The organism is Cupriavidus sp. C3SS-1, assembly GCF_057073755.1.
This window is the reverse complement of sequence record NZ_CP172700.1, coordinates 2,125,940-2,138,121: the sequence shown is the minus strand read 5'-3', so window position 1 is coordinate 2,138,121 and position 12,182 is coordinate 2,125,940. Positions and strand designations below refer to the sequence as shown.

Annotated in this window: 13 protein-coding genes; 8 read left to right on the top strand and 5 right to left on the bottom strand. The window is 66.4% G+C overall.

Features of this window, described 5'->3' with window-relative positions; genetic code table 11:
• Position 1 precedes the first annotated feature (1 nt).
• Both ACIGJC_RS25830 and ACIGJC_RS25825 read right to left on the bottom strand, forming a co-directional pair.
• A complete protein-coding gene (locus ACIGJC_RS25830) occupies positions 2–319 on the bottom strand; it encodes a DUF1840 domain-containing protein (protein ID WP_483712254.1) in 318 nt (105 codons plus the stop codon).
• A 134-nt stretch (positions 320–453) separates the two neighbouring features.
• Positions 454–912, bottom strand: a complete 459-nt coding sequence (locus tag ACIGJC_RS25825) for a universal stress protein (protein WP_483712252.1) — start codon at positions 910–912, stop codon at positions 454–456.
• A 397-nt stretch (positions 913–1,309) separates the two neighbouring features.
• Here ACIGJC_RS25825 and ACIGJC_RS25820 point away from each other — a divergent pair, with 397 nt between their 5' ends.
• The 6 genes from ACIGJC_RS25820 to ACIGJC_RS25795 all read left to right on the top strand — a co-directional run bounded on the left by ACIGJC_RS25820 (position 1,310) and on the right by ACIGJC_RS25795 (position 6,716).
• Positions 1,310–1,591 carry a UxaA family hydrolase gene (locus ACIGJC_RS25820; RefSeq protein ID WP_483712250.1) on the top strand — a complete coding sequence of 94 codons (282 nt, stop codon included), beginning with the start codon at positions 1,310–1,312 and terminating at the stop codon, positions 1,589–1,591.
• A gap of 58 nt (positions 1,592–1,649) precedes the next feature.
• Positions 1,650–2,825, top strand: a complete 1,176-nt coding sequence (locus ACIGJC_RS25815) for a UxaA family hydrolase (protein ID WP_483712249.1) — start codon at positions 1,650–1,652, stop codon at positions 2,823–2,825.
• Positions 2,825–3,760, top strand: coding sequence for a hydroxyacid dehydrogenase (locus ACIGJC_RS25810; protein WP_483714394.1), 936 nt, complete (start codon positions 2,825–2,827; stop codon positions 3,758–3,760). Before ACIGJC_RS25815 ends, ACIGJC_RS25810 begins: the two co-directional genes overlap by 1 nt.
• Positions 3,757–4,773, top strand: a complete 1,017-nt coding sequence (locus ACIGJC_RS25805) for an Ldh family oxidoreductase (RefSeq protein ID WP_483712247.1) — start codon at positions 3,757–3,759, stop codon at positions 4,771–4,773. The genes ACIGJC_RS25810 and ACIGJC_RS25805 overlap by 4 nt, the downstream gene beginning before the upstream one ends.
• Positions 4,774–4,837: 64 nt before the next feature.
• On the top strand, positions 4,838–5,863 hold the full coding sequence (locus ACIGJC_RS25800) for a Bug family tripartite tricarboxylate transporter substrate binding protein (RefSeq protein WP_483712246.1): 1,026 nt from the start codon (positions 4,838–4,840) through the stop codon (positions 5,861–5,863).
• Between the two features lie 112 nt (positions 5,864–5,975).
• Complete coding sequence (locus ACIGJC_RS25795; RefSeq protein WP_483712244.1) at positions 5,976–6,716, top strand: GntR family transcriptional regulator; 741 nt, start codon at positions 5,976–5,978, stop codon at positions 6,714–6,716.
• Between the two features lie 105 nt (positions 6,717–6,821).
• Here the strand turns inward: ACIGJC_RS25795 and ACIGJC_RS25790 are convergent, their stop codons facing one another.
• The 3 genes from ACIGJC_RS25790 to ACIGJC_RS25780 all read right to left on the bottom strand — a co-directional run bounded on the left by ACIGJC_RS25790 (position 6,822) and on the right by ACIGJC_RS25780 (position 9,561).
• Positions 6,822–7,955 (bottom strand): acyl-CoA dehydrogenase family protein, encoded by a 1,134-nt coding sequence (locus tag ACIGJC_RS25790; protein ID WP_483712242.1) that lies wholly within the window; start codon positions 7,953–7,955, stop codon positions 6,822–6,824.
• A 13-nt stretch (positions 7,956–7,968) separates the two neighbouring features.
• Complete coding sequence (locus ACIGJC_RS25785) at positions 7,969–9,162, bottom strand: acyl-CoA dehydrogenase family protein (RefSeq protein WP_483712241.1); 1,194 nt, start codon at positions 9,160–9,162, stop codon at positions 7,969–7,971.
• A gap of 189 nt (positions 9,163–9,351) precedes the next feature.
• Entirely contained in the window at positions 9,352–9,561 is a 210-nt protein-coding gene (locus tag ACIGJC_RS25780) for a 2Fe-2S iron-sulfur cluster-binding protein (protein WP_483712240.1), read from the bottom strand.
• On the opposite strand from ACIGJC_RS25780, the gene ACIGJC_RS25775 reads away from it, so the two are divergent.
• A complete protein-coding gene (locus ACIGJC_RS25775) occupies positions 9,464–10,978 on the top strand; it encodes a class I adenylate-forming enzyme family protein (RefSeq protein WP_483712239.1) in 1,515 nt (504 codons plus the stop codon). The genes ACIGJC_RS25780 and ACIGJC_RS25775 overlap by 98 nt on opposite strands.
• A gap of 77 nt (positions 10,979–11,055) precedes the next feature.
• Positions 11,056–12,024 (top strand): Bug family tripartite tricarboxylate transporter substrate binding protein, encoded by a 969-nt coding sequence (locus ACIGJC_RS25770; RefSeq protein ID WP_483712237.1) that lies wholly within the window; start codon positions 11,056–11,058, stop codon positions 12,022–12,024.
• The last annotated feature ends 158 nt before the right edge of the window (positions 12,025–12,182 follow it).

The following is a 12,182-nucleotide window of genomic DNA, read 5'->3' as shown; positions in this document are numbered from 1 at the left end:
CTCACACCCCCCAGAGGATATCGGCGTGCTCGCGTTGCGCGACCCGCATCATGTCGAGCAGCGGGTAGGCGCGTTGCGACAGCATGATGCGCTTGCGGCCGTCCCGGTCGGCATGGCCGGCCGCGCCGTCGTCGGGGGCATGAAGCGCCTTGTCTTCCGAGATCGCAGCTTCGAGCCTGCAGATGGTCTCGGGCAGTTCCTCGGCCGCGATGACGCCGCGCTCGCCGATGCGCTTGCCCAGGATGCCGAGCAGGTATTGCGCCAGGTCGCGCAGCATCGAGATATCCGGCGCCGCCTTCGAATGAAGGGTCACTAGCATGTCAGTTCCTCCTTGATCAGATGCGATGCGGCGCTCGTTTCGCCGAGCCCCCATGTCATCCACAACGTCTCACCGCCCCGGTGCGTGGACACGCTGCCTGCAAGGTTCCGTACGCAGCGGCCGACGCGACGGCATCAGCCATCGCCGCCCTCCGGCTCGCCCTGGTCGATCGCCACCAGCACGCTGCAGGAAACCTTGTCCAGCAGCAGGCCGTTGCCATTGCCGGCCCACCATCGCTTGAGCGCGCCGCAGCGGCTGTGCCCCACCACGATCAGGTCGACGTGCAAGGTATTGGCCATGCGGGCGATCTGGTCGATCGGGATGCCGGTCGCAAAATGCCCGGTGGTCTCGATGCCGCATGCCCGCAGCCGGTCGACACCTTCGCGCAGGATTCTCCGGGCGGATTGTTCCTCGACCATCTGCGCGTCGCCTGCCAAGGCATCGAACCCCTGGATCCAGTAAGCGTGCTCGAGCACCGCCAGCAGGTGGGCCTCCGCGCCAAGCTGCCGCGCCAGATCGGCGCCGTAGCGAAGCGCCCGCCGGCCATCGCGTGATCCGTCATAGCAAAGCAGGATGCGTGAAAACAATGGCATCGCCGTTCCCCTTGATGGCCGTCAGCCTGCATGCCCCCCGCCACAGCGCCGACGCGTTCCTTCATGGTTGAATATATATCATGTTGTGATGTATTTTTCCGGCTGCGTTCGTGAAGCCTTGCAGGACGGAGATCGGTTCGGCAAAGCTGGACCGTAGTCACGACAGTATCCGGCAAGAACGGCGGCGGTGTCGGCGGCCGGGACTTGCCGCTGTCCTTTTCTTGATCATTTGCTGGCTGCTGAATGCAGCGCGAACCACTTTGCGGACACACGCGCCTCCAACACTGTCGGCAAACTCCTTATTCATCCAACTCATATATATGAGCTAGTTGACATGGACGAGAGCCTCTCCTAAGATGAATCCCACAAACCACCCCACAACCCAGGAGACAACAAAATGATTCATGTCGTGCTGCATGACGCCAAGGACACCGTCGCGGTGGCTGTGGTGGAAGGCATCCAGGCGGGTACCCGGCTGAATGCGTGGATCATGGATGAGGACAAGGTCGTCACGGTGACGGCGCTCCAGCCGATTCCCATCGGCCACAAGGTGGCGTTGTGCGACATGGCTCCCAACGACACCGTCTTCAAGTACGGCGTCGACATCGGCAAGGTGGTGGCCCCGATCAAGGCCGGCGAGCACGCCCACGTCCATAACATCAAGACCAAGCGCTGGTAAGCCGCCGCGCCGCCGTCCCGCATCCACCACTATCCATTCCAAATCCGAGGGCCACGCCATGTCCGTGATCGACCAAAACACCACCTTCTGGGGCTACCGCCGCGACAATGGTCGCGTGGGTGTGCGCAACCACGTCATCATCCTGCCGCTGGATGACCTCTCCAATGCCGCCGCCGAGGCCGTGGCCGTCGCAATCAAGGGCACCATGGCGATTCCGCACCCGTACGGCCGACTGCAGTTCGGGCCGGACCTGGACCTGCACTTCCGCACGCTGATCGGCGCGGGCAGCAACCCGAACGTCGCCGCGGTGGTGGTGATCGGCATCGAGGACGGCTGGACCAAGCGCGTGGTTGATGGCATCGCCAAGACCGGCAAGCCGGTGGTTGGCTTCGGCATCGAGGGGCACGGCGACCACGACACCATCATGCGTGCTTCCAAGGCAGCGAAGGAGTTCGTACAGTACGCCACCGCGCTGCATCGCGTGGAATGCCCGATCGGCGACCTGTGGGTGTCGACCAAGTGCGGCGAGTCGGATACCACGTCCGGCTGCGGCGCCAATCCGACCGTGGGCAATGCGTTCGACAAGCTGCATCCGCTGGGCACCACGCTGGTGTTCGGCGAGACCTCGGAGCTGACCGGCGGCGAACATATCGTCGCGGCGCGCTGCGCCAATGACGACGTGCGCCACCAGTTCATGGCGATGTTCGAGCGCTACCAGGGCATGATCGACCGCTGGAAGACCTCGGACCTGTCCGAGTCCCAGCCGACCAAGGGCAATATCGCCGGCGGCCTGACCACCATCGAAGAGAAGGCGCTCGGCAATATCCAGAAGATCGGCAAGAAATGCACGGTCGACGGCGTGCTCGACAAGGCCGAGGAGCCGACCCATCCGGGCCTGTGGTTTATGGATTCGTCGTCCGCGGCGGCCGAGATGGTGACGCTGTGCGCCGCCGCGGGATACGTCGTCCATTTCTTCCCGACGGGCCAGGGCAACGTGATCGGCAACCCGATTGTCCCGGTAATCAAGCTCTGCGCGAACCCGCGCACGGTGCGGCTGATGAGCGAGCACATGGACGTCGACTGCTCGGGCCTGCTGCAGCGCGAACAGACGCTGGACCAGACCGGCGACAAGCTGCTCGAATGCATGCTGGCAACCGTCAATGGCCGCTGGACGGCAGCCGAGGCGCTCGGCCACCGCGAGTTCGTGCTGACCCGCATCCACGAGTCCGCATGATGAGGCGCATCTGCATCAGCGAGTTCATGGACCCGGCCGCGGTGCAGGCGCTCACGCCCGGCTTCGACGTGCGCTACGAGCCGGGCTGGGTGGACCAGCGCGGCGCCTTGCTCGACGCGCTGTCCGGGGCCGATGCGCTGATCGTGCGCAACCGCACCCAGGTCGACGCGGCGCTGCTCGAGCGCGCGCCCGCGCTGCGCGTGGTCGGGCGGCTCGGCGTGGGGCTCGACAATATCGATGTCGCGGCGTGCCGCGACCGCGGCATCCGCGTGATTCCGGCCTCGGGCGCCAACGCGCGCTCCGTGGCCGAATACGTCGTGACCACGGCCGCGATGCTGCTGCGCGGCGCCTATGCCAGCAGCGCGGAACTGGCCGATGGCAGGTGGCCCCGTGCGCGCCTGTCGGAGGGGCGCGAAGCATTGGGCAAGACGCTGGGCCTGGTCGGCTTCGGCGATATCGGCCGGCAGGCCGCCGCGCTCGCGCAGGCGTTCGGCATGCAGGTGGTGGCGCATGATCCGATGCTGTCCGCTGACGATCCGGCCTGGTCCGCTACCGGCGTGGAAGGCGTTGCGCTGGATGTGCTGCTGGCGCGCTCCGATGCCGTGAGCCTGCATGTCCCGCTGGTGGCCGCAACGCGGCACCTGATGAATGCGCCGCGCATTGCCGCCATGAAGCCCGGGGCGGTGCTTATCAACACGGCGCGCGGCGGTGTCGTGGACGAGGCCGCACTGGCCCGCGCGCTGCGCGACGGACACCTGGGCGGTGCCGCGCTCGACGTGTTCGAAGCCGAGCCGCTGCCCGCGCAAAGCGTGCTGGCGGGCGTGCCCAGCCTGGTGCTGACCCCGCATATCGGCGGCGTCACGCGCGAGGCCAATGCGCGCGTGTCGATGATGATCGCCGCGCAGGTGCGGCAAACGCTGGAGACCCTGTCATGAGCCGAGTCCCGATGGGGCAGCTGGAAGCGCTGGCGCGGGCCGCCTTGCGCCGGGCTGGAGCGAGCGCCTTGCAGGCGCAGGCGACGGCGGCGGCGCTGGTGCGGGCCGATGCCATGGGCCTGGCCTCGCACGGCGTTTCGCGCGTGCCGATGTACGTCGGGCATCTGCGCCATGACCGTGTCGACGGGCAGGCGGTGCCAGTGGTGCGCAGTGTCCGTACCAGCGCGGCGCTGGTCGATGCCGGGAGCGGGTTTGCCTTTCCGGCCTGCGAGCTGGCGATCGCCGAGGCCATGCGCCGCGCGCGCGACACCGGCGTGGGCGTCGCCGCCGTCGCCAACAGCCATCACTTCGGCGCCGCCGGGTTGCCGCTCGATACCGTGGCCCGCGCCGGCATGGTGGGCATCGCCATGGGCAATTCGCCGGCGGCGATGCCGGCCTGGGGTGGCAAGCGAGCGCTGTTCGGCACCAATCCGATTGCGGCAGCGTTTCCGCGGCCGGGCCGGCAGCCGGTCCTGATCGACCTGTCGCTGTCCGAAGTCGCGCGCGGCAAGATCATGGTCGCGGCCAAGCAGGGCAAGCCGATTCCGCTCGGCTGGGCGCTCGACGAAGATGGGCAGCCGACCACCGATGCCCAGGCGGCGCTGCGCGGCTCGATGCTGCCTGCGGGCGGCGTCAAGGGCGCCATGCTGGCGCTGATGGTGGAGCTGCTGGTGACTACGCTCGCCGGCGCGCAGTTTGGCGCGGAAGCGGATTCGTTCTTCGCCGATGCCGGCAACCGGCCGCGCATCGGGCAACTGTTCCTCGTGCTTGATCCGGGCGCTTTCGCCGGCTCGGATGTCTATGGGGAACGGGTCGAGGCGCTGCTGCACGCGATGCTGGGCGATGAGGGCACGCGGTTGCCCGGCGCGCGGCGTTACACGCTGCAGTCGGAAGCGCAGGAACATGGCATTGAAATACCGGAAGCACAGCTTGCCGAACTGCTGTCGCTCGCCGGCGAGGAGGTGAAAGCGTAGGCCATTCCCCATCGACAACGGACCCGCCAGGAAGCGGGCCGGCGACCCCAAACGGAGACACACCATGCATCGAGGCTCGATTCGCCCGGCGTTCAGGCTGGCTGCCCGCGCGCTTGTAGCGTTGTCCGCAGTATCGACGTTCGCGTGGCTGGCGCCCTCGCCAGCGGCGGCACAGGGAAGCGTTTCGGTCCCATCCGCCAATGACTATCCGAACAAGCCGATTCGCTATGTGGTGCCGTTCTCGGCCGGCGGGCTGACGGACATCATGGCGCGGCTGGTTGGCCAGCAGTTGTCGGAGGAGTGGAAGAAGCCGATCGTGGTCGACAACAAGCCCGGCGGCAATGCCAATATCGGCGCCGACCAGGTCGCCAAGTCGCCGGCGGATGGCTACACCTGGCTGGCTGTCACGCTGACGCATGCTTCCAACGCGACCCTGTTCCCGAAGCTGCCGTTCAGCATGCAGAAGGACCTTGTGCCGGTGGTGCGCATTGCGTCGTCGCCGATGTTGGTGGTGGTGCCGGCGAATTCGCCGGTCAAGTCCATGAAGGACCTTGCCGCCGCCGCGCAGAAGGCCAGGCTCAATGCCGGTTCAAGCGGCAACGGCACGCCGCCGCACCTGACGCTGGCCTTGTTCGAAAGCCAGACCCGCTCCAGTTTTACCCATGTTCCGTACAAGGGCGGCGCGCCGTCGATGACCGACCTTATCGGTGGCCAGCTCGACGTGGTGTTTTCCAATTTCCCGGAATCCATCGCCTATGTGAAGGGCGGCAAGCTGCGCGCGCTGGCGGTCACGACGCGTGAGCGGCATCCGCAACTGCCCGATGTCCCGACCGTGGCCGAAGCCGGGTTCCCGGAACTCATCGTCGAGAACTGGACAGGGCTGATGATGCCGGCGGGCACCCCGCGGCCTATCGTCGAGAAGGTCGCCACTTCGGTCGGGCGCCTGCTGCAGACCGATGCCATGCGCGAGCGCATCGTGGCCGCGGGCTTCACGCCGGCGCCGCAGAGCCCGCCGTTCAACGAGTACTTCAATACCGAGGTCACGCGCTGGGCGAAGCTGATCGAGGAGAAGCAGATCCGGGTCGAATAGGCGCGGGCGGCGGCGCCGGGCAGCGGCTTGATATCATCCGGCCTTGTTCTATCGGAATTGCATGGCGCGGCCGTCCGGGCCGCCCGGCACGCTTATCTCAGGGGATCCTAACGTGGGCGCGAGATTTGACGCAGGCAGCGCCATCGGCGGTGTCCTGTACAAGGATGTGAAGCAGGCAATACTCGCCGCACTGGCGGAAGGCGAGTGGAAGCCGGGCGAGGTCATTCCGTCCGAACGCAAGCTGATCGAGCGCTTCGGCGTGTCGATCGGCACGCTGCGCAAGGCGATCGACGAACTGGTGGCCGAGAACATCATGATCCGCCACCAGGGCCGCGGGACCTTCGTGGCCACGCATCGGCAGGAAGACCATTTCTTCCGCTTCTTCCGCATCGTCCGGCAGGACGGGCATCGCGAATTTCCCACCGTCCAGCTCGCCAGGTTCCGCCGGGCCAAGGCGGACAAGGAAGAGGCCACCGCGCTCGGGCTGGCAGTCGGCGCAGCCGTGTTCCGCTTCACCAACGTGCTGTCGCTCGAAGGCGAGCCCGTCATGATCGACGCCATCACGGTGCCGGAAGAACGGTTCAAGACGCTGACGGAAAAGCAGCTGCGCGAGCGGCCGAACACGCTCTACAACTTCTACCAGGATGCCTTCGGCATCAACATCATCCGCACCGAGGAACGCATGCGTTCCGCGCTGGCGGATGAAGACGACGAGGCTTTGCTCGGCGTGCCGGTCGGTACTTCGCTGCTGAAGATCCTGAGGGTGGCCTCGTCGTATCACGACGAGCGCATCGAATATCGGGTTTCGCGCGTCGATACCAGCAGCCACGAGTTCGTGCTGTCGCAGCCCTGAAATGCCGCGCGGCGAACGCGCACCGGAATGTCCGGTACCCGTTCGCCGCGCGAGACGGTGCTCCTGGCGATTCGCAGGAGCGCCGCCGGTCAGGCGACGCTGGCCTCAGGCCGCGGTTTCCATCACTTCGCCGAAGCGCTGCAGGTGATAGTCGCTGTCGCCAAGCAGCTGGTCGAGCATGGTCAGGCGCTTGAAGTAATCGCCCACGGCCAGCTCGTCGGTCATGCCCATGCCGCCATGCAGCTGCACCGCTTGCTGGCCGACATAGCGGCCGGCACGCGCCAGCATGACCTTGGCCGCGGACAGCATGCGGCGGCGGCGGGCCGGATCGGTTTCGTCCATCGCCTGGACGGCCACATAGGCCATCGACAGGGCCAGCTCCTTCTGCACCAGCATGTCGGCCATGCGGTGCTGCAGCGCCTGGAACGCAGCCAGCGGCTTGCCGAACTGCTGGCGCGTGCCCAGGTACTCGCCGGTGATCTCGATCAGCTTTTCCATCGCGCCGGCGCCTTCGGCGCACAGCGCGGCCACGCCGTGCTCCATGCCGAGGCCCAAAGCTGCCAGGCCGTCGGCCGGCTGGCCCACCAGCGCATCGGCGCCCACGGTGACGTTCTGCAGCGACAGGTCGGCGGCGCGCAGGCCGTCAATGGTCGGGTAGCTGGTCACGGTGAGGCCGGCGCTGTCACGCGGCACCAGGAACAGGGCAACTTCGTTGCTGCCGGCAACGCGCGCGGTCAGCAGATAGGCGTCCGCCGAGGCGCCGTGCCAGACCAGGCTCTTGGTGCCGTTCAGCACGTAGCCGGCGCCGCTGCGTTCGGCGCTGGCGCGCGCGGTCTCGGGACGGTAGCGCGTGGTCGGCTCAAGATAGGCCAGCGTGACGATGCGCTCGCCGCTGGCGATGGCGGGCAGCCATGCTTGCTTCTGCTGCGGGCTGCCGTAGGCCGACAGGATCGCCGCCGACATCACGCCGCTCGGCGTGACCGGCTCCAGCACCAGGCCGCGGCCCAGTTCGCGCTGCACCATGAGCTGGCTCGCGGCGCCTTCGCCAAAGCCGCCGAAGTCGGCCGGCACGGTCAGGCCCAGCACGCCCATTTCGGCCAGCTTGTTCCACAGGTTGCGGTCCAGCGCCTCGCCGGCACGCGAGCTCTTGCGGCGCGCGTCGAAGGTGTATTCGGTATCGATGAAGCGGCGCAGGCTGTCCGCCAGCATCTGCTGCTCTTCGCTGTAGGTGAAGTCCATGTCTGCTATCCCTTCAGAAACCCAGGATCATCTTGGAGATGATGTTCTTCTGCACTTCGGTGGCGCCGCCGTAGATCGAGGTCTTGCGCATGTCGTAGTAGGTCGACGACGCCGAAGCGGCCCAGTCCGGAGCCGAGCCCGGCTGTTCGGCGCCCGGTTCGAGCCAGTCCGGCGAATACGGCCACGCATTGGGGCCGGCCACTTCCATCATCAGCATGGCCAGGTCCTGCTGGATTTCCGAGCCGCGGATCTTGACGATCGAGGCCTCGGGGCCGGGCTGGCCGCCCGATTGCGTGGCCACGCGCAGCAGCAGCATTTCCAGCGCCATGATGTCCATTTCGATGCGCGCGATCTTGTCGCGCATGCGCACGTCCTCGATCAGCGGGCGGCCGGCGCCGTCGGTGGCCTGGCTCGCGTAGTGCTTGAGCTGGCGCAGTTCGCGGTGGCAGTGGCCGATGCCGGCAATGCCGGTGCGCTCATGGCCGAGCAGGTACTTGGCGTAGGTCCAGGCCTTGTTCTCTTCGCCGAGCAGGTTTTCGACAGGCACTTCCACGTCTTCGAACCAGGTCTCGTTGACGTCGTGGCCGCCGTCGAGCGTCTTGATCGGACGCACCGTCACGCCGGGCGACTTCATGTCGATCAGCAGCATCGAGATGCCTTCCTGTGCCTTGGCTTCCGGGTCGGTGCGCACCAGGCAGAAGATCCAGTCGGCGAAGTGGGCCATGGTGGTCCACGTCTTCTGGCCGTTGACGATGTACTTGTCGCCCTTGCGCACGGCGCGGGTCTTGAGCGAGGCCAGGTCCGACCCGGAGCCCGGCTCCGAATAGCCCTGGCACCAGAAGTCATCGACGTTGGGGATGCGCGGCAGGAAGTATTCCTTGTGCGCCTGGCTGGCGTACTTCATCAGCACCGGGCCGATCATGGTCAGGCCGAACGGCAGCATGCGCGGGGCGCCGGCGCGCAGGGTCTCGATCTCGAAGATCAGGCGCTGCAGCGCGCTCCAGCCGGTGCCGCCCCATTCCTTGGGCCAGGTCGGCGCGCCCCATCCGTGCGCGTTCAGGATGCGGTGCCAGCGGACGTAGTCGTCCTTCTCGACGCGCTGGTGGTTCAGCACCTTGTTGCGGATGTCCTCCGGCAGATTGGCCTGGACGAACGCCCGGACTTCCTCGCGGAAGGCCTGTTCCTCAGCGGTAAAACGCAAATCCATCTGAATGTCCCCTGTGGTACGCGGGCCGCATGGCGTATGCGCAGCGGCCCTTCACTGTGCCGGCCGATTGTATGAGGGGCTTGCCATTCGGTTCTTCATCAATGGCAAAGGTGACCTTCGTACCGGCGGAACCGTTGTGGGCTGGGGGCGTCGCCGCGCCGAAGACGGCCTTAGCGAATTCCAAATGGTTTAGCCGGGATACATGGCGCAAACTTCCTCACCTGCAACAAGTGCGTTCCCGTGCATTCTTCGACGCATCCGCCGTATCCGCCGTAACCATCCCGACCGAGCAGCGAGCATCATGTCTTCCTTCCGCCCCGAGTTCATCCACGACCTTCCCCGCCACTGGGCCACGCAGACACCGCAGGCGCCGTGCCTGCACGAGAGCGGCAACGTCATCAGTTACGGCGACCTGTGGCGCCGCATCGAGAGCACGCGGGACTGGCTGGCCGCGCGGGGCGTGGGCGAGGGCGACCGCGTGATCGTGGTCGGCGAGAACTGCAACGAGATGATCGTCACGATGTTCGCCTGCAGCACGCTGCATGCGTGGCCGATCCAGATCAACGCACGACTGTCGGCGCGCGAGATCGACAATATCCGCGACCATGCGCAGCCGGTGCTGGTACTGTTCACGGGGCATGTGTCCGATGTCGCCGCCGCGCACGGCAGGCGGCTCGACGCCAGGGCGGCGGATTGCCCGGTGTTTGCCGACGGCATGACCGTGGTGAGCGCCGCGGCCACGCCGGAGCGCGTGCCGGCCGAACAGGCGCGCAAGGTGGCCACGCTGATCTATACCTCCGGTACCACCGGTGCGCCGAAGGGCGTGATGGTGCCGCACGAAGGCCTCACGCACTTCGCCCGCATTTCCGCGACCTCCCGCAACATGGGGCCGGCCGACGTCGCCTACGGCGCGCTGCCGATGTCGCACATCTTCGGCATTGCCACGGTGCTGCTGGCCACGCTCTATGGCGGCGCGAGCCTGTTCGTGCGCCCCCGCTTCGATGCGGACGAGGTCTTCGCGGCGCTCGACGCGCCGGGGATCACCATCCTGCAGGGCGTGCCCACCATGTTCACGCGCATCATGGCGGTGGCGCAGCAACGCGAGCGCAAGGCTTATCCGCGCCTGCGCTATCTCTACACCGGCGGCGCGCCGCTGGATCCGACCCTGAAGGGCGACGTCGAGGCGTACTTCGGCCAGCCGCTGCACCATGGCTACGGCATCACCGAATACGCCGGATCGCTCTTTATCACGCGCATGGAAGCGCCGCGCGCCGATTGCTCGGCCGGTTACATCGTCGAAGGCGTGGAGATCAACATCACCGATGGCGAAGGCAATGCGCTGCCGGCTGGCGAGCGCGGGCAGATCCGCGTGCGCGGCCCGGGCGTGATGCTTGGCTACTATCGCAATCCGGAGCAGTCGGCCGAGGCGCTGCTGCCCGGCGGCTGGCTCAATACGGGCGATCTCGGTTACCTCGACACTGACGGCGCGCTGTTCATCTCGGGCCGCTCCAAGGACCTGATCATCCGTTCGGGCTTCAACGTGTACCCGATCGAAGTGGAGTCCGTGATCAACGCGTTCCCGGGCGTGCGCCAGTCGGCCGTGGTCGGCCGCAACACCAGCGACGGCAATGAAGAGGTGGTGGCTTTCATCGAGATGCAGGACGGCGTCGAACCCGATCGCGCCAGGCTCGACGCCTACCTGCGCGACAGCCTGGCACCGTACAAGCGCCCCGCCGAAGTGCGCGTGATCGATGTGATTCCCACAACGGCCAGCGGCAAACTGCTCAAGCAACCGCTGCGCGCGCTGCTTGGCTGATTGCCGGCGCGTTTTCTACTCTCCGCTGGCCGCTCATGTCCGGCGGGGAACACAAAGCAAATCCTGGAGGAGACAAGATGAAACGTTGGATGACCGTTGCCGCGATGATGGCAACGCTGCTGCACGGTGCAGCCTGGGCGGCCGATGCCTATCCGTCGCGCCCGATCAAGCTGCTGGTCGGTTATGCGCCGGGTGGCCCCGTCGACACGGCCGCGCGCATCTATGCCGACCAGCTCGGCCGCGCGCTGCGCCAGCCGGTGGTGGTGGACAACCGCGCCGGCGCGAGTGGCGCCATTGCCGCCGACCTGACCGCCAAGTCGGCGCCGGACGGCTACACGCTCTACTTCGTCGCCAGCCCGACCATGACCATGACGCCGCTGATCCAGCGCTCGGTCAACTTCAATCCGCTCAAGGACTTCACCTACATCGGCCTGATCACGGACTACACCAATGTGCTGCTCGTGAACAAGGACTTCCCGGCGAAGAACGTCGGTGAACTGGTCGACTATGCGCGCAAGCATCCGGACGACGTGACGTTTGGCTCGGCTGGCGTTGGCGCGTCCAACCACCTGTCGGCGGAACTGCTTGCGCAGATGAGCCACGTGAAGATGCTGCATGTTCCGTACAAGGGCAACTCGCCGGCCATGGCCGACGTGATGAGCGGCAAGGTGACGTTCATGTTCGACATCACCGGTACGGCGATCGGCCATATCAACGGTGGCAAGGTGCGGGCCCTGGCGGTGACATCGAAGACGCGCAACCCGGCATTGCCGAACGTGCCGACGATGATCGAATCGGGCCTCAAGGACTATGACCTGACCGGCTGGTATGCGCTGATCGGCCCGCAGAAGCTGCCGGCCGATGTGGTGGACAAACTGATCAAGGCGCAGAAGGCGATCGGTGATGACCCGGCCTTCAGGCAGCGCATGATTGCCGGGGGGTATGACCTCAACATCTCCGGGCCCAAGCCGCTGGCGGATCGAATCCAGCGTGAGCTGACGCTGTGGGGTGGGGTGGTCAAGACGGCGAAGATCCAGGCCGACTGAGTACTACCGGAAGCGGATGCCGATCCGCTTATGACAGACTGCTGAAGCGCCGCCCGTTGGGCGGCGCTTTGCATTTCGGGCGCGGCGGTTGTTCTCCCTGCATCCGCAGACTCGCCAAGGAAAAACGGCAAGTCCGGAGACTTGCCGTTTTTCCTTGG